The organism is Microbacterium enclense (assembly GCA_038182865.1).
In the GTDB taxonomy this organism is placed as follows: Bacteria; Actinomycetota; Actinomycetes; order Actinomycetales; family Microbacteriaceae; genus Microbacterium; species Microbacterium enclense_B.
Window position 1 is genome coordinate 2,042,283 of sequence record CP116226.1, and the last position, 16,037, is coordinate 2,058,319.

Here is a 16,037-nt window from a genome sequence, read left to right on the forward strand (position 1 = left end):
GATGGGCGGAGAACGATATCGCCGCGGGGATCCTCCGCTCGTCCCTCCTCCTCCGCTCCTCACCGAGCGTGACGTCGCGGACAGAAGGCGCGCGTCAGCGCCCCGGGAACAGCGCGGCCTCGAACACCGCTTCGGCGGCGCCCACGAGCAAGCGGTCCTCGCCCAGCTCGGCCACGGCCAGGCGCAGTCCCTCGGCGCAGGCGGGGATCGTCTGCGCGCGGACGGCCGCGTCGAGTCCCTCGAGGTCGCGTGCCGCCAGGACGGCCAAGAATCCGCCGAGCACGATCACCGCCGGATTCAGCACGTTCGCGGCGTTCGCGAGCGCGGTCGCGAGGATCCTCCGCTGCCGGTCCACCTCGGCCACGACGGCGGGGGCGGATGCGGATGCCAGGGCGGCGGCCAGGGTCGCATCGTCGCCGCCCTCGAGACCCACGGCCGAGAGCAGGAACGCCCGGCTGACCTCGTCTTCGAGCACGCCGCCCGGCGCGCGACGGTCGGCCGCCTCGGCGATGCCGGGCCGGTTTTGGCCGAACTCTCCGGCGTACCCGCCCGCACCGCCGAGGGGGGTTCCCCCCACGATGACCGCGCCGCCGATGCCGCTCGCGCCGCCGTTGAGGTAGACCACGTCGTGCGCACCGCGTGCCGCGCCGAACAGGTACTCCGCGAGGGCCCCGAGGGCTGCGTCGTTGCCGACGTGAGCGCGGAACCCGGTGGCATCCGCGAGCATGACGCCGAGACGTGCCTCGATCCAGCGGAGGTGAGGCGCCTCGCGCACGACGCCGTCCGAGGCGCGGACCGGGCCGGGCACGGCGGCACCGATCCCGACGATCCGGAAGTCAGCCAGGGGGCCGCGGTGCCACACCGACAGGCGTTCGGCCGCGAGCTCGGCTACCCGCGCCGGCGTCAGCAGCGCGGACTGCTCGATCCGCTCTCGGACGACGACGGTGCCGTCCAGGCTGACCGCGCCGATGTCGAGCGCGTCGACCTCGGGGTTGACCGCGAGGGCGACCACCCGGGGGTCGGGCGTCACGATAGGCGACGGGCGCCCGACCCGGCCCTGGGCGTCGGACGCGCGCTCGATCACGAGCCCCGCCCGCTGCAGCTCACCCACGAGGTCGGCGATCGTCGAGCGGTTCAGTCCCGTCGCCTCGGTGAGGGCGGCGCGCGAACGCGGACCCTCGCGGTGCACGGTGCGCAGCACGAGCGAGAGGTTGGCGCGGCGCATGCCGTCACCGCGAGTTCCCGCTGTCGCCATTCGTCCACTGTGCCACGGGCGCGAGACGCATCGAGAACTCCCACCCCGGGCCGTGTCGGCGGTGCCAGGATCGAGACATGGACCTTTCCGGCATCCCGATCACGACCATCCGCGGCGAGCAGACGACGTTCGGCGACCTTTCCGACGGCAAGGCGGCCCTGGTCGTCAACGTCGCCTCGCGCTGCGGTCTCGCGGGGCAGTACGAGACGCTCGAGGCGCTGCACAAGCGCTACGCCGACCGCGGATTCACCGTCATCGGCTTCCCCAGCAACCAGTTCCTGCAGGAGCTCAGCGACGAAGACAAGATCGCCGAGTACTGCTCGGCGACCTGGGGCGTGACGTTCCCGATGTCGGAGAAGGTCAAGCTCAACGGACGCAGCGCGCATCCGCTCTACAAAGAGCTCACCTCGACCCCGGATGCCGAGGGCAAGACGGGCCGCATCTCGTGGAACTTCGAGAAGTTCGTCGTCGCCCCCGACGGCCGGGTGTCGCGCTTCAGCCCCCGCACGCAGCCCGACGCCCCCGAGGTCATCGCCGCGATCGAGGACGCGCTGCCGCGCTGACGCCATGACCCGGGCGCCGCACCGCGCCGGCTTCTCGTGCCGCCCCGTCGATCCCGCACCTGCGCCGAGCCCCGTGCGCGCCCCGCCCCGTCGAGTGTCCAAGACACGCCGTCACGGCGCCGCGCTCTCCGGCGTTTCTTGGACACTCAACGGCTCCACCCGGGCCGAATCCTGAAGGAGTCCCCATGACCGATGCCGTCGTCCTGGTGTCCGGCGGTGCCGCCGTCACCCCGTTCACCACGCCCGCGGATGCCGCCGGGTCGGGGCTCGCCGCGGGCAACACCCTGACCGCGCTTCGTGCGCACCTCCTCGAGCGCGGCGTCCGCGTCTTCACCGCGCCGGCGCGGATCGGCGTCGGAGAGGTGCGGGCGGATGCCGGGTGGCAGGGCTTCGGCGATGTTCCCGTCGTGCTTCCCGCCGACGTCACCGTCAACTCCGTGGGCGCGATCGACGATGCGGGCGTCGCGCTCGCTGCATTCCTGCGCCGGCTCGCGGCGGAGGAGGGAGTGTCCCGTGTCGACCTCGTCGGTCACTCGATGGGCGGACTGTTCTCGCGGGCGGCGATCCGCGAACTCGCTCCGACCGGACCGCGTGTCGAGCGTCTGATCACCCTCGGAACGCCGTGGGACGGCGCGGTCCTGGGTGATGCCGTCGCGGGCGAGATCTCGGATGCCGACGCACACGGCGACCCCGCGACGCGCCGCATTCTCGCCGAGGCCCGGGCCTATGCCGCAGCGAATTCGCAGGGCGCAGCCGAGCAGGTGTCGCAGCGGTTCCTTCGCGCCTGGAACGACGCCCAGGCGGGGGTGCTCGACGGCATTCCGGTGACGGCGATCGGGGCGGGGTTCTTCGCCGCCGCGACCGAGCCGACGCAGCTGTGGCCGCACGACGGTCTCGTCTCGTTGCGCAGCGGTCGTGCCGACGACGTGCCGGTCGAGGTGCTGCCCATGGTCGAGCGCCACGCGTTCGGCGACAACGTCCACAGCATCTTCTTCGCCGAGGCATTCGGACTGCCGTGGGAGCGCGCGCTGACGTGGAACCCGGAGGTGTTCGCCGTCGTCGACGCGGCCCTGGGAATCTGACCGGAGCGCTGGACGCGGTGGCATCCGGGGTATATGTTGTGAGAACCAACAAACCCGCCGTGCGTCACCGCGCACTCGTGCGTCTCCATGCGAAGGAGCAGGAATGCCCACCCCCACCCGCGATGACAAGTTCTCGTTCGGACTCTGGACCATCGGCTACAACGGCGCCGACCCGTTCGGCGGCCCGACCCGCCCGGCACTCGATGTCGTGCACGCGGTCGAGAAGCTGTCCGAGCTCGGCGCCTACGGACTGACTTTCCACGACGACGACCTCTTCGCCTTCGGCTCCACGGATGCCGAGCGCCAGACGCAGATCGACCGCCTCAAGGGCGCTCTCGCCGACACCGGCGTGGTCGTGCCGATGGTGACCACGAATCTCTTCTCGGCCCCCGTCTTCAAGGACGGCGGCTTCACCTCGAACGACCGCCAGGTGCGCCGCTTCGCGTTGCGCAAGGTGCTGCGCAACCTCGACCTCGCTGCCGAGCTCGGTGCGAAGACGTTCGTCATGTGGGGTGGCCGCGAGGGCGCCGAGTACGACTCCGCGAAGGACATCCGCCAGGCGCTCGAGCGCTACCGCGAGGCCGTCAACCTCCTCGGCGACTACGTCACCGACAAGGGCTACGACATCCGCTTCGCCATCGAGCCCAAGCCCAACGAGCCGCGCGGCGACATTCTGCTCCCCACCCTCGGCCACGCGATCGCCTTCATCGACTCGCTCGAGCGCCCCGAGCTCGTGGGCCTGAACCCCGAGGTCGGCCACGAGCAGATGGCGGGCCTGAACTTCGCCGCCGGCATCGCCCAGGCGCTGTACCACGGCAAGCTCTTCCACATCGACCTGAACGGTCAGCGCGGCATCAAGTACGACCAGGACCTCGTGTTCGGTCACGGCGACCTGCACAACGCCTTCGCGCTCGTCGACCTGCTCGAGAACGGCGGCCCGGGTGGAGTGCCCGCCTACGACGGCCCGCGCCACTTCGACTACAAGCCGTCGCGCACCGAGGACGAGACGGGTGTCTGGGACTCGGTCTCGGCCAACATGAACACCTACCTGCTGCTGAAGGAGCGGGCCGCGGCCTTCCGCGCCGACCCCGAGGTGCAGGAGGCGCTCGCCGCCGCGAAGGTCGCCGAGCTCGCCCAGCCGACGCTCAACGAGGGCGAGTCGTACGACGACCTCCTCGCCGACCGCTCGGCGTACGAGGACTTCGACACCGACGTGTACCTCGGCGGCAAGGGCTTCGGCTTCGTCCGCCTGCAGCAGCTCGCCACCGAGCACCTGCTCGGCGCACGCTGAGTCTCGCGGGGCCCGGATGCCGTGGCATCCGGGCCCTTCCCGCCTGACGCGCCGCGGTCGGCGCCCTCGTGCCCGGCCCTCGGCACAGCGTCCGGCGCTGCGCCGCGTCCGACGGCGCCGTGCACACGCGGAGCCGCGCACACGCGGAGCCGCGTCCCCCGCATCGCCGCACTCCTTCCCGAGTGTCCAGAACACCCGGACGGCCGCGAAATCCGTCCGGGTGTTTCGGACACTCAACCGGTGTCGCGACCCGGCGGGGGCGGCATCCAGCCGTTGAGCGTTCAGGGAACGCCGCCGTAACCGGGTGCACCTTTACGGTGTTTCCTGGACGCTCAAGGCCAAGACAGAACAACGAGAGCAGCGCCGAAGAGGGCGCGGCAGACAGAAGGGCAGAGCATGGCGCTCGTCATGGGTGTCGATTCGTCGACGCAGTCGTGCAAGGTCGTCGTCGTCGACGCCGAGACGGGGCGCGTGGTGCGCGAGGGGCGCGCGTCGCATCCCTCCGGCACCGCGGTCGACCCCGAAGCCTGGTGGAGCGCGCTCCAGGATGCCATCGTCCAGGCGGGCGGCCTCGACGACGTCGCGGCGGTCTCGATCGCGGGGCAGCAGCACGGCATGGTCGTGCTCGATGCCGACGGGAACGTCATCCGCGATGCGTTGCTGTGGAACGACACGCGTTCGGCGCAGGCGGCGCGCGACCTCATCGACGAGGTCGGAGCCGCGGAGTACGCCGAGCGCACGGGCGCCGTGCCCGTCGCGTCGTTCACCGGGACGAAGCTGCGGTGGCTGCGGGATGCCGAGCCCGACAACGCCGCGCGTGTGGCCGCCGTCGCTCTCCCGCACGACTGGCTCACGTGGCGCTTGCGGGGATTCGGTCCGGGCAACGCCCTGCTCGAGGAGCTCGTCACCGATCGGTCGGATGCCTCGGGCACCGCGTACTGGGGTGCCGACGGCTACGACCTCGACCTGTTCGCGCGCGCGCTCGGGCACGAGGCCGTGCTGCCCCGCGTGCTCGGCCCGTGGGAGAGCGCCGGTACCGTGCCCGGGGGAGCCCTCGTGGGGCCGGGCGCCGGCGACAATGCCGGAGCCGCTCTCGGCCTGGGAGCCGGGGTCGGAGACGTCGTCGTCTCGCTCGGCACGTCCGGTACCGTGTTCGCCGTTGCCGATGCGCCCACTCGCGACACGACCGGAACGGTCGCCGGCTTCGCCGACGCGACGGGCAAGTTCCTGCCGCTCGTCGCCACACTGAACGCGGCTCGCGTCCTCGACGCTTTCGCCGGCCTCCTCGGCGTCTCCCACGACGAGCTCGGCGCCCTCGCGCTCGAGGCGGAGCCGGGCGCCGGGGGAGTCGTGCTCGTACCCTGGTTCGAGGGGGAACGCACCCCCAACCTTCCGCACGCGCAGGCGTCGCTGACCGGACTGACCCTGGCATCCACGAACCGCGCGAACTTCGCGCGCGCAGCGATCGAGGGGATGTTGAGCGGTCTCGCCGTCGGTCTCGAGGCCATCCAGGCCCAGGGCGTCGAGGTGCAGCGGATCCTGCTGATCGGCGGCGCGGCGGCGAACGAGGGGGTCGCACGCATCGCCGCACAGGTGTTCGACGCCGAGATCGTCGTCCCCGCGGCGGGGGAGTACGTCGCGCTCGGCGCCGCGCGCCAGGCGGCCGGAGTCCTGGCCGGGGGTCCGGTCGAGTGGACCGTCGCCACCACGCGCGCGGTCGACGTCGATCACCGACCGGAGATCCGCGAGCGGTACGACGTCGTCGCGGCGCTGCGCGCGCAGGAGTGACCTGCTGCGTCAACGGGCTGGCCTCGCGCGGACCCTCTTCGTAGCGTGACGCCATGCCGCTCATTCGTTTGGACGCCCCGACCTTTCGCCGTGACGTCGAGGTCGCCTCCGCCGGCGATCTCGTGGAGGCGGAGGGCCTGACCTGGGTGCGTGACGGGGAGGTCGACGGTCTCCCTCGCTACGTCCCGGCGGTCGCGGGCTGAGGCCGCGGGGGCCGCGAGGCTACGTCGCCGCGTCGACGGCGGGCGGGGTCATGCCGCCCGGGGCCGGCGCGCGTGGAGTCTCCGGCCTGCGGAGGTCTGCGTCATCGGGCTGGACCCTCGCGTACGACGGCTGCCGCGCGGCCCTCACCCACACCGGCCATCGTGCACCCGGGATCGGCCGACGCACTGCGTCGAACCGCAGGCCCCGGTCGTCCTGGTCGGGGTCGAGTCCGAGCTCGAGGCGGGCGAACGGATGCCACGGTCCCGCCGGCGTGGCGTGGCCGAGCGTCAGGACCCACGGGGTGTCGTCGGTCGGGTCGATCTCCCGCGGATCCGTGGCGGCGGGCCGCCCGGCCGCGGTGCGAGCGACGAGGAGGACGGGTCCGCGGGTGCCCCGTGCGGGCAGGAGCGTGCCGAACCGCGCCCGTTCCGCCCGGCGGTGCGGAAGGAGCGCGAAGCGGGCGGGAACGTTCCACCCCGTGGAGGCGAACTCGATGTCGGCGACGCGACGGTCCGCGTGAGCGGTGTGCGGGGCGTCGTCGTCGGACGCCGCACCGGTCTCGTTCGTCGTCGTGTCCGTCGCCCCCCGAGCGTCCGCCCTTCCCCACGCGTTCACGTCGACGCGCACCGCGAGCCCGATGACGTCGGGTAGCGGCGCGGGCAGTCCGAGCGACCGCGAGACGCGCGCGACGACAGGCAGCGCCCCCGCCGGGGCCTCGTCGATGAACGCGATCCCGGCGGGGGCGGCATCCGGGATCCAGCTCAGCTCGCCCCGCAGCACGACCCCGCGGCTGTGGATCGGTCGCGGCGACCGCAGCCGTTGCGCAACGGCGAACGCTCCGGCCAGCGCCTCGCCGGCCACGCGTGCGACGGGCGAACGGGAGACTGGCGGGATGCCGGTGGCCGAGGTCATGACCCCAGAGCACCCCGAAGCCCCGGCGACCGCCGAGGGGGTTGCGCGCCGCTACTGTGAGGGACCATGAGCGGCGAGGTCGGGAGCAAGCGCAGCGGTGTGCGCGACGTCGCCGCCGCGGCGGGTGTCTCGACGCAGACGGTGTCTCGCGTCCTGAACGGGTACCCCGGCATCCGCGATGCCACGCGTGAGCGCGTGCTCGCCGCGGTCGCGGCCCTCGACTACCGCGTGAACAACGCCGCGCGAGCGCTCGGCACGAGCCTCACGCGTACGGTGGGCGTGGTGGCATCCGATGCCGTTCTGCACGGTCCCGCGGCGGGGATCGCGGCTCTCGAACGTGCCGCGCGGGCTCGCGGCCGGTGGATCTCGACCGCCTACACCGACTCGGACGACCCCGCTGACATCGACGCCGCCGTGCGCCATCTGCTGGCGCAAGGGGTCGACGGGATCGTTCTGGTCGCCGCACACGGAGCCACTCCTCTCGAGGGGTACGACGTGCCGATCGTGCCGTTGTACGGCGAGTCGGGGATCCGCCAGCGCGACGCGGCCGCCCTCGTCGTGGATCATCTCGCCGACCTCGGACATCGGCGGATCGTCGAAGTGGCCGGGCCGTCGGACTGGCGCGAGGCGCTGGCCCGCACGGCGGGCGTCGCCGACGCGGTCTCGCGCCGCGACCTCGCTCTCGTGGATCGTGTCGAGGGGGATTGGAGCGCCGCGTCGGGATCCGCGGTCGCCGAGACCATCGCCCGATGCGTCGCCGCGGGCACAACGGCCGTCGCGGTGGCGAACGACCAGATGGCACTCGGGCTCGCCGCGGGCCTGGCGGTTCGCGGGATACGGGTCCCCGCCGACGTCTCGCTCACCGGTTTCGACGACAACCCGGATGCCGCCTTCTACACGCCCGCGCTCACCACGGTGCGCCTCGATGTCGAGGGTGAGGCGTCCTACGCGGTCGCCGCCGTGCTCGGGGACGCCGCCGATGCGCCGGCCGCGCCGGTGCTCGTCGTCCGGGATTCGACCGCCCCTCCGATCTGACGCCGCGCGCAGACGGCGCGAGGGCTGACGGCGCGCGCAGACGGCGCGAGAGCTGACGGCGCGCGCAGATGGCGCGAGGGCTGACGGCGCGAGGGCTGACGCCGCGTGGGTTGACGGAGCGCGGTCTGACGCCGCGCGCAGACGGCGCGAGGGCTGACGGCGCAGGGGCAGACGCCGCACGGGCAGACGCCGCGCGGGCCGGCGCGGACTCGTGACGCCGCGGACCCGTGCGGCGTACGCGGAGGCCGTGCCAAACTCCGGAGAAATCGCCCCGAATCGCCCCGCCAAACCCCCGCGCCCGGTCGAAAACTCCGGAGTTTCGCACGGCCCGCGCCGCCGCAGCGGCGACGCCCGCCCGCGCTCCCGAGTCAGCGCGCAGCGCGGAGCGGGCCGGCCAGCCACCGCTCCGCCTCGCGCGCGGTGCGCAGCCGCACGATCGGCAGCTCGGCATCCAGAGGAGGGATCCGCTCCCGGTAGATGTTCCGCGTCGAGATCGACCACCGCACGATGTGCTCCGGGTCGGTGAAGAAGGTGTGCAGGGGCGGCTCGACGTTGCCGTTCCACAACGGCTGCCGGCGGACGCGGCGGCGAACCGTCCGCGCGACGACGCGAGGGAGCGTCACCGTTGCGAACGGCAGGTCGAGCCACACGAGCAGGTCGGCTCGCACGGTCAGGAGCGGTCGTGCGGCGGAGTACTGCCACTCGGTCACCCACTCCTCGCGCGCGACGAGCGCTCGGACGTCGGCGGCGAACTCCGGCCGCGGCGTCCAGTCCGGACCGTGGTACATCGCGTCGATCTCGGTGTGCGGGATGCCGAGCACCTCCCCGATCCGCGCCGCCAGGGTCGTCTTGCCGACGCCGGAGACGCCGGCCACGACGACGCGCCGCGGCCGCCGGGGGAGCGGGTCGGTGGCGAGGAGCACCCGTCCACCGTACGGCGCGCGGCCCTGCTGCGCCGAGGCCGCACGTGATTGACGAGACCGCATTGGTTCGGCGCGAATCTCCTGCGGTCTCGGCAAACCGGTGCGTCTTCGGCGTCGCCCGGTCGTCCGTCGCGACCCGTCGCGCCGTGGGGCGGCGACCCGGGGACGCCCCACCCCCACCCGAACGGCGTCCGGCTTTCTTTCGCCGAGATCACAGGTTCGGCGCGAGGTCGCACGTTCCTTCGGCGCGAAGCGTGTGATCCCGGAGCGGACATGTGATCTCGCGCGCCGCGACCGCGCGCCGTGCTTCGCGCCGCGACCGCGCGCCGTGCTCCGCGGGCCGCGACCGCGCGCCGTGCTCCGCGGGCCGCGACCGCGCGCCGTGCCCCGCGCGCCGCGACCGCGCGCCGCCACCGTGCTCCGCGCGCCGCGCGCCGCGCGCCGCGCGCCCACGCCGCGCGAAATCCCCCTCGCGCTGCCGCGATGTTACCGGTAACATTGCGACACGAGGGCGCCGCCCCATCACCCGAACCACCGTCGAAGGAGACCGCGTGTCCGACGCCGCCCCGTTCACGCCCGAGGTGCAGGAGGCGATCGACGCCGTCCGCGCCGACGTCGCGAAGCTGCACGCCGAGCTCGTGCGCTACAACCTGATCGTCTGGACCGGCGGCAATGTCTCCGGCCGCGTGCCCGGTGCCGATCTGTTCGTGATCAAGCCCTCCGGCGTCTCGTACGACGACCTGGCTCCCGAGAACATGATCCTCTGCGACCTCGACGGCAACGCCATCCCCGGAACCCCGGGCTCGGAGCGCAGCCCCTCGAGCGACACGGCGGCCCACGCCTACGTCTATCGCCACATGCCCGAGGTCGGGGGAGTCGTGCACACCCACTCCACCTACGGCGTCGCGTGGGCGGCTCGCGGCGAAGAGATCCCCTGCGTCATCACGGCGATGGCCGACGAGTTCGGCGGACCGATCCCGGTCGGCCCCTTCGCGATCATCGGCGACGACTCGATCGGCCGCGGCATCGTCGAGACCCTGCGCGGACACCGCTCGCGCGGCGTGATCATGCAGAACCACGGTCCGTTCACGATCGGCACGAACGCCAAGGATGCCGTGAAGGCCGCCGTCATGCTCGAAGACGTCGCCCGGACCGTCCACATCGCGCGCGAGGCCGGCCCCCTCGTCCCGATCCCGCAGGACAAGATCGACGCCCTCTACAACCGCTACCAGAACGTCTACGGACAGAGCACGGACGACCGCCGATGAACGCGCAGAACCCCGACACCGCGGCATCCGTCGCCCCCGCGGGCAGGGAGTCCGCTACCGTAAGCGGCCCCGCCCTGAGCGGCAGCCCCGACGCCCCGGCATCCATCACCGAAGGCCGCGCCTCCCTCGGCATCGAGCTCGGCTCCACCCGTATCAAGGCGTGCCTCATCGGCCCCGACGCCGAAGTCATCGCAACCGGCTCCCACGAATGGGAGAACGTCTACGCCGACAAGCTCTGGACCTACTCCCTGGATGCCGTGTGGGAGGGCCTCCAGGCCGCCTACGCCGAGCTGGTCCAGAACGTGCAGCAGCAGTTCGGTGTCACCCCCGAGCGCTGTGCCGCGATGGGTGTCTCGGCGATGATGCACGGCTACCTCGCGTTCGACGCCGACGGAGAACTGCTCGCCCCCTTCCGCACGTGGCGCAACACCAACACGGGCGTCGCCGCCGCCGAGCTCACGGAGCTGCTGGGTGTGAACATCCCGCTGCGCTGGTCGATCGCGCACCTGCACCAGGCCGTCGTCGATGCCGAGCCGCACGTGCCCGAGATCCGCTTCCTCACCACCCTCGCCGGCTATGTGCACTGGAAGCTCACGGGCGAGAAGGTGCTCGGCGTGGGGGATGCCTCGGGCATGTTCCCGATCGACTCCGCCACCGGTGACTACGACGCCGAGCTCGTCGCGCGCTACGACGCGCTCGCCGCGGGTCGCGTGCCCGCGCTGAAGGACCTCTTGCCGCAGTCCCTCGTCGCCGGAACCTCCGCGGGGAATCTGACCGACGAGGGGGCGCTGCTCCTCGACCCGAGCGGAACCCTGCGTCCCGGCATCCCCTTCGCTCCTCCCGAGGGTGACGCGGGAACCGGCATGGTCGCGACCTGCGCCGTGGCTCCCCGCACCGGCAACGTCAGCGCCGGCACGAGCATCTTCGCGATGGTCGTGCTCGAGCGCCCGCTGAGCGAGGTTCACCACGAGCTCGACCTCGTCACGACGCCCGCGGGCGACGCGGTCGCGATGGTGCACTGCAACAACGGTGCGAGCGAGCTCGCGGCCTGGGCGAACATGTTCACCGCGTTCGCGGCCGCCGCCGGCACGCCGGTGCCCCCGGATGCCACGTATGCGGCGCTCTTCGACGCTGCGCTGTCGGGTGAGCCCGACGCCGGCGGGCTGCTGGCGTACAACCACCTCGCGGGTGAGCCCATCGCGGGTCTCGACGAGGGCCGCCCGCTCGTCGTCCGCACGCCCGACAGTCGCCTCACGCTGCCGAACTTCATGCGTGCGCAGCTGTACGGCGTCTTCGGCACGCTCGCGCTCGGCATGGACGTGCTCCATGGTGAGGGCGTTCAGCTCGACAGGATGTACGCGCACGGCGGCATGTTCCGCACGGCGGGCGTCGCCCAGCGCTTCCTCGCCGCCGCCCTCGACGCTCCCGTCGCGGTCGCCGAGACGGCGTCCGAGGGGGGCGCGTGGGGCATCGCGGTGCTCGCGGCCTACGTCGTCGACGGTCAGGGCCGCGACCTCGACACGTACCTGCGCGAGGCGGTCTTCGCCGACGCGCCCATCGTCACCGCCGACCCCGACCCGGCGGACGTCGCCGGCTTCTCGACCTACCTCGACCGCTACCGCGCCGGGCTCGCCGTCGAGGCCGCCGCCGTGGCATCCCTCTGAAAACCCTCACGAAGGACAGCAATATGACTCGCACGAAGCTCAAGAACGACCTCGACGGCTACGAGGTCTGGTTCGTCACCGGCAGCCAGAACCTCTACGGCGAAGAGACGCTGAAGCAGGTCGCCGAGCAGTCGCAGGCCGTCGTCGAGGGCCTGTCCGGCCTCCCGGTGAAGGTCGTCTGGAAGCCCGTGCTGAAGGACTCCGACAGCATCCGTCGCATGGCTCTGGAGATCAACGGCCGCGACGACGTCATCGGCGTCATCGCGTGGATGCACACCTTCAGCCCCGCGAAGATGTGGATCGCCGGCCTCGACGCCCTCCAGAAGCCGCTGCTGCACCTGCACACGCAGGCCAACGTCGAGCTGCCGTGGAACGACATCGACTTCGACTTCATGAACCTCAACCAGGCCGCGCACGGCGACCGCGAGTTCGGGTACATCCAGACGCGCCTCGGCGTCGCGCGCAAGACGGTCGTCGGCCACGTGTCGAACCCTGCCGTGCGCCAGCGGATCGAGGACTGGGAACGCGCCGCCGCCGGCTGGACCGCCGCCCGCACCCTCAAGCTCGCTCGCTTCGGCGACAACATGCGCTTCGTCGCCGTCACCGAGGGCGACAAGACCGAGGCCGAGCTGCGCTTCGGCGTGCAGGTGAACACGTGGGGCGTCAACGAGCTGGTCGAGGCCGTCGAGGCGGCATCGGATGCCGACATCGACGCGCTCGTGCAGGAGTACGTCGACAGCTACGACGTCGTCGACGAGCTGCTCCCCGGCGGCGCGCGTCACCAGTCGCTGCGCGACGGGGCGGCCATCGAGCTGGGCCTGCGCTCGTTCCTCGAGGAGGGCGGCTTCGGTGCCTTCACCACGTCGTTCGAAGACCTCGGCGCGCTGAAGCAGCTGCCGGGTCTCGCGGTGCAGCGCCTCATGGCTGAGGGCTACGGCTTCGGCGCCGAGGGGGACTGGAAGACCGCGATCCTCGTGCGGGTCGCCAACGTCATGGGTGCGGGCCTGCCCGGCGGTGCGTCGCTCATGGAGGACTACACCTACGACCTCGTGCCCGGCAACGAGCGCATCCTCGGGGCGCACATGCTCGAGGTCTCGCCCTCGCTGACCACGAAGAAGCCCCGCCTCGAGATCCACGAGCTGGGCATCGGCGGCAAGGACGACCCGGTGCGCCTGGTCTTCACCGCCGACGCGGGTCCAGCGCTGGTCGTCGCGATGAGCGACATGCGCGACCGCTTCCGCCTCGTGGCCAACGTCGTCGAGAACGTCGACGCCCCCGACCTGCCGAAGCTCCCCGTGGGCCGCGCCGTGTGGAAGCCCGCGCCCGACTTCGCCACCTCGGCCGGCTGCTGGCTCGCGGCCGGTGCCGCCCACCACACCGTCATGACGACGGCCGTGGGCATCGAGGTGTTCCGCGACTTCGCCGAGATCGCCAAGACCGAGCTCGTGGTCATCGACGACGACACGACGGTCCGTGGTTTCCAGAGCGAGCTGCGCTGGAACCAGGCGTACTACCGCCTGGCCCAGGGCCTGTAAGACCCCCGCCGTCCCCGGGTTCTTGATCGGCCCGGGGGCGGTGCGGCACTCACGCGCCTCGCTCTCTCGGGGCGCGTGCCGTGCATCGGCTCGACCGGTGTGCGGATCGTGCCCCGGACTCGTGGTGGCGGTGGGCTGCCGCGGCTCCGGGGCATTTCTCATGTGCTCCCCACGCAACCGACATGAACGGATGCGGCACCACGGAACCCTCGAGGACGGTCTGCGCAGCGCCTCCCTTTTGGGGCGTGATCTTCCGCGTGGGGCGCGAAACTCCCGCCCCGATCGGCAGAACGTGCCCCGAACCGCGTGACGGCCGCGGCCCCACCGTCACTCGCGTCGAGTGACTCGCAGCCACCAGGCAAACAGCCATACCGCGGCGACACCGAAAACAAGGGCGAAAACGATCGCCGGCGCTGACAAGCCGCTTTGGCATACTCCCGCCGACGCGGCGAAATCCGCGCACGATCCCGTTCTCCAGAAGAGCGCGCTCACAGCAATGACAAGCGCCGCGATGGCCGCGACAAGAAGTGCGGAGCGTTTCCCTCGTTCACGTGCCAACAGACTGCCTTCCGACGTGCTCATCTGCATGAGAGGTCGACACTACTTCCTCCAGCGGCGCTGTCCCTGGCCCGCCCCGCACACGCTCAGCGCCGTCCGACGGGACTCTGCCGCCCGGCGTCAGGGCCGTGCTCGGCGGTGAACCGCCGGAGGCTCCTGACGGCACCGATCACCCGAACCACGCCATACACCGTCAGGGCAGCGAAGGTGATCACCGCTCCCCACCGCCACCACGGCGCGTCTGCCCCCTCGGACGCGAGCGTCCACACGCTGCCCGATGCCAGGAACACCGCGCCGAGGAGTGTCCAGACCGCCGCGGTCCGGTCGCGGTTCAGCCGCATCCGTTGCTGGATGAGCGACTCCCCGTCGGTCACAGCCGCTGCCCCAACGACCACAACCGATCAGCCCGCCCCGAGATCGCCTCCGAGAGCGCGAACGCCTGCGAATCGGTGAGGGATGCCACGTAGTCCACGATTCCGCGGGAGCGCGCGAGCGGCTCGGCTTCGGCATCCGAGGGTCGACGTTCGGCGGGGAGGAGGGCATACTGCTCGCGGGCGAGGGCGATGAGCTCGCGCAGGCGCCGCGGGGTGCGGGCGCGGTCGAGGTCGTCGTCGAGCCACTCGCCGAGCGCGCGCACCGAACGCGCGAGGATGCGGCTCATGCCGCGCTGCTGGATCGCCAGGTCGGGGCGGCTGAGCACGAAACGCTTGTGCACGAACTTCAGCACCTCGACGTGGTGCCAGGCCCACGGCGACAGCACGACAGGCCCCGCGCGCGGAGTGTCGAGCGGGCGCAGTCGCGCCGACTCCTGGAAGCGGCGGATCCACCGATCGGTGAACGCGGCCAGCCGGCGTTCCGCCGTCAGGGAGCCGTCGAACGGGCGGGCGAGCAGGTCGGTGACCATCTCGGCATCCACGTCACTCACCGCCGCCAGGAACGCCTCGTCGTCGGCGATCCACGGGTCGTCGCGGCGCATCTTTCGACGCAGGCGCTCGAGACCCGCGCCCGGCGCGAGCTCGGCCCGCACCTCGGCGTCGTCGCGGTTCCGCCACTCGAGGACATCGTCGAGCCACCCGCGGAACTCCGCGGCGATCGGCGCGTGGTCGAGGATCCCGGCGCGGTAGAAGTCGTCGACGTCGTGCACCGAGTACGCGATGTCGTCGGCGAGATCCATCACGGCGCCTTCGATGCTCTGGCGCAGGGGCTCGGCATCCACCCCTCCCCGGGCTTCGGCGAGGTCGTCGAGGTCGAGGTCGTACGCGGAGTATTTGTGCACGCGATACGCGCCGTCCGGGGAGCGACGGATGCCACGGGGCGGGCCGATCCGCTCGATCTCGCTCGCTTCGACCGACGGTGCCCACGGGTACTTCGCCGAGGCCGCGCGGACGGCGGCGGTCAGGTTGAGTCCCCGTGGGGCGTTCTCGACGACGTCGAGGGCGGTGAGGATGCGGTACGTCTGCGCGTTGCCCTCGAAGCCGTCGGCAAGGCCCAGTTCGCTGCGTGCGAGGCGGTCGAGGGTCGTCTCACCGAGGTGCCCGAACGGCGGGTGCCCGAGGTCGTGCGCGTAGGCGGCGGCCTCGACGACGGTGGCGTTGCAGACATCGCCTTCACCGGCCTGCCGCGAGCGCGTGTTCAGTTGCAGCGCGACGACCCGCGCGATCGCGCTGACCTTGAGCGTGTGGGTGAGGCGATTGTGAACCGGGGCTCCGCCGATCGAGGGAGACACGACCTGCGTCACAGCGGACAGGCGCGAGAAGTACGGCGAGAACTGGATGCGCTCGAGGTCGATCGACCACGGGTCGGCCCGGGCATCGTCGTGGTCGGGGTGGACACGGGATGCCGGGTTGCCGACGACGGTGTCCTGCTCGGCGTTCACGGCCCCCGGGCGCGCAGTCTCGTTGTGGAGCAAAGCAGTCCTCTCGCGGCGTCGACGACGTGGGTCCACGCTAACGCGCCGAG

At 72.0% G+C, this 16,037-nt stretch carries 15 protein-coding genes; 9 read left to right on the forward strand and 6 right to left on the reverse strand.

Translation table 11 applies throughout. The features are described 5' to 3' along the window. Positions 1-94 precede the first annotated feature (94 nt). Positions 95-1,225: an ROK family protein gene (locus tag PIR02_09465; protein WZH38881.1), complete on the reverse strand. Its 1,131-nt coding sequence runs from the start codon at positions 1,223-1,225 to the stop codon at positions 95-97. 107 nt (positions 1,226-1,332) lie between these two features. Between PIR02_09465 and PIR02_09470 the strand changes: the two genes are divergently transcribed. The 5 genes from PIR02_09470 to PIR02_09490 all read left to right on the forward strand — a co-directional run bounded on the left by PIR02_09470 (position 1,333) and on the right by PIR02_09490 (position 6,182). Next, positions 1,333-1,818, forward strand: a complete 486-nt coding sequence (locus PIR02_09470; GenBank protein ID WZH38882.1) for a glutathione peroxidase — start codon at positions 1,333-1,335, stop codon at positions 1,816-1,818. A gap of 185 nt (positions 1,819-2,003) precedes the next feature. Continuing rightward, positions 2,004-2,900, forward strand: coding sequence for an alpha/beta hydrolase (locus PIR02_09475; GenBank protein WZH38883.1), 897 nt, complete (start codon positions 2,004-2,006; stop codon positions 2,898-2,900). Between the two features lie 103 nt (positions 2,901-3,003). Next, positions 3,004-4,191: a xylose isomerase gene (xylA, locus tag PIR02_09480; protein WZH38884.1), complete on the forward strand. Its 1,188-nt coding sequence runs from the start codon at positions 3,004-3,006 to the stop codon at positions 4,189-4,191. Positions 4,192-4,587: 396 nt separating this feature from the next. Beyond that, the gene (gene xylB / locus PIR02_09485; protein ID WZH38885.1) at positions 4,588-5,979 is read left to right on the forward strand and encodes a xylulokinase; all 1,392 of its coding nucleotides are present in this window, start codon (positions 4,588-4,590) and stop codon (positions 5,977-5,979) included. A 53-nt stretch (positions 5,980-6,032) separates the two neighbouring features. Beyond that, a complete protein-coding gene (locus PIR02_09490; protein WZH38886.1) occupies positions 6,033-6,182 on the forward strand; it encodes a hypothetical protein in 150 nt (49 codons plus the stop codon). Between the two features lie 19 nt (positions 6,183-6,201). Here PIR02_09490 and PIR02_09495 read toward each other — a convergent pair whose 3' ends face one another. Continuing rightward, entirely contained in the window at positions 6,202-7,095 is an 894-nt protein-coding gene (locus PIR02_09495) for a hypothetical protein (protein WZH38887.1), read from the reverse strand. A 66-nt stretch (positions 7,096-7,161) separates the two neighbouring features. On the opposite strand from PIR02_09495, the gene PIR02_09500 reads away from it, so the two are divergent. Next, a complete protein-coding gene (locus tag PIR02_09500; GenBank protein WZH38888.1) occupies positions 7,162-8,130 on the forward strand; it encodes a substrate-binding domain-containing protein in 969 nt (322 codons plus the stop codon). Between the two features lie 368 nt (positions 8,131-8,498). Here PIR02_09500 and PIR02_09505 read toward each other — a convergent pair whose 3' ends face one another. Further along, on the reverse strand, positions 8,499-9,053 hold the full coding sequence (locus PIR02_09505; GenBank protein WZH38889.1) for an AAA family ATPase: 555 nt from the start codon (positions 9,051-9,053) through the stop codon (positions 8,499-8,501). Positions 9,054-9,604: 551 nt separating this feature from the next. On the opposite strand from PIR02_09505, the gene PIR02_09510 reads away from it, so the two are divergent. The 3 genes from PIR02_09510 to araA are packed head-to-tail and all read left to right on the forward strand — an operon-like array spanning position 9,605 to position 13,520. Continuing rightward, entirely contained in the window at positions 9,605-10,321 is a 717-nt protein-coding gene (locus PIR02_09510; protein ID WZH38890.1) for an L-ribulose-5-phosphate 4-epimerase, read from the forward strand. Next, on the forward strand, positions 10,318-11,985 hold the full coding sequence (locus PIR02_09515; protein ID WZH38891.1) for an FGGY-family carbohydrate kinase: 1,668 nt from the start codon (positions 10,318-10,320) through the stop codon (positions 11,983-11,985). Before PIR02_09510 ends, PIR02_09515 begins: the two co-directional genes overlap by 4 nt. Before the next feature lie 23 nt (positions 11,986-12,008). Next, complete coding sequence (gene araA / locus PIR02_09520) at positions 12,009-13,520, forward strand: L-arabinose isomerase (protein ID WZH38892.1); 1,512 nt, start codon at positions 12,009-12,011, stop codon at positions 13,518-13,520. Positions 13,521-13,847: 327 nt separating this feature from the next. On the opposite strand, the gene PIR02_09525 is transcribed toward araA, so the two are convergent. Genes PIR02_09525 through dgt form a run of 3 tightly spaced genes read right to left on the reverse strand, consistent with a single transcriptional unit; the run spans position 13,848 to position 15,954 of the window. Further along, positions 13,848-14,108, reverse strand: a complete 261-nt coding sequence (locus PIR02_09525) for a hypothetical protein (protein ID WZH38893.1) — start codon at positions 14,106-14,108, stop codon at positions 13,848-13,850. Positions 14,109-14,164: 56 nt separating this feature from the next. Beyond that, positions 14,165-14,452 carry a hypothetical protein gene (locus tag PIR02_09530; protein ID WZH38894.1) on the reverse strand — a complete coding sequence of 96 codons (288 nt, stop codon included), beginning with the start codon at positions 14,450-14,452 and terminating at the stop codon, positions 14,165-14,167. Beyond that, positions 14,449-15,954 carry a dNTP triphosphohydrolase gene (dgt, locus tag PIR02_09535; GenBank protein WZH38895.1) on the reverse strand — a complete coding sequence of 502 codons (1,506 nt, stop codon included), beginning with the start codon at positions 15,952-15,954 and terminating at the stop codon, positions 14,449-14,451. The genes PIR02_09530 and dgt overlap by 4 nt, the downstream gene beginning before the upstream one ends. Positions 15,955-16,037: the final 83 nt, after the last annotated feature.

Bases quoted from the DNA above. Each gene is read 5' to 3' on its own strand.
- xylB (WZH38885.1), top strand. From the start codon at position 4,588: ATGGCGCTCGTCATGGGTGTCGATTCGTCGACGCAGTCGTGCAAGGTC.
- PIR02_09525 (WZH38893.1), bottom strand. From the start codon at position 14,108: ATGCAGATGAGCACGTCGGAAGGCAGTCTGTTGGCACGTGAACGAGGG.
- PIR02_09465 (WZH38881.1), bottom strand. From the start codon at position 1,225: ATGCGCCGCGCCAACCTCTCGCTCGTGCTGCGCACCGTGCACCGCGAG.
- xylA (WZH38884.1), top strand. From the start codon at position 3,004: ATGCCCACCCCCACCCGCGATGACAAGTTCTCGTTCGGACTCTGGACC.
- PIR02_09475 (WZH38883.1), top strand. From the start codon at position 2,004: ATGACCGATGCCGTCGTCCTGGTGTCCGGCGGTGCCGCCGTCACCCCG.
- PIR02_09490 (WZH38886.1), top strand. From the start codon at position 6,033: ATGCCGCTCATTCGTTTGGACGCCCCGACCTTTCGCCGTGACGTCGAG.
- PIR02_09515 (WZH38891.1), top strand. From the start codon at position 10,318: ATGAACGCGCAGAACCCCGACACCGCGGCATCCGTCGCCCCCGCGGGC.
- PIR02_09500 (WZH38888.1), top strand. From the start codon at position 7,162: ATGAGCGGCGAGGTCGGGAGCAAGCGCAGCGGTGTGCGCGACGTCGCC.
- araA (WZH38892.1), top strand. From the start codon at position 12,009: ATGACTCGCACGAAGCTCAAGAACGACCTCGACGGCTACGAGGTCTGG.
- PIR02_09470 (WZH38882.1), top strand. From the start codon at position 1,333: ATGGACCTTTCCGGCATCCCGATCACGACCATCCGCGGCGAGCAGACG.
- PIR02_09495 (WZH38887.1), bottom strand. From the start codon at position 7,095: ATGACCTCGGCCACCGGCATCCCGCCAGTCTCCCGTTCGCCCGTCGCA.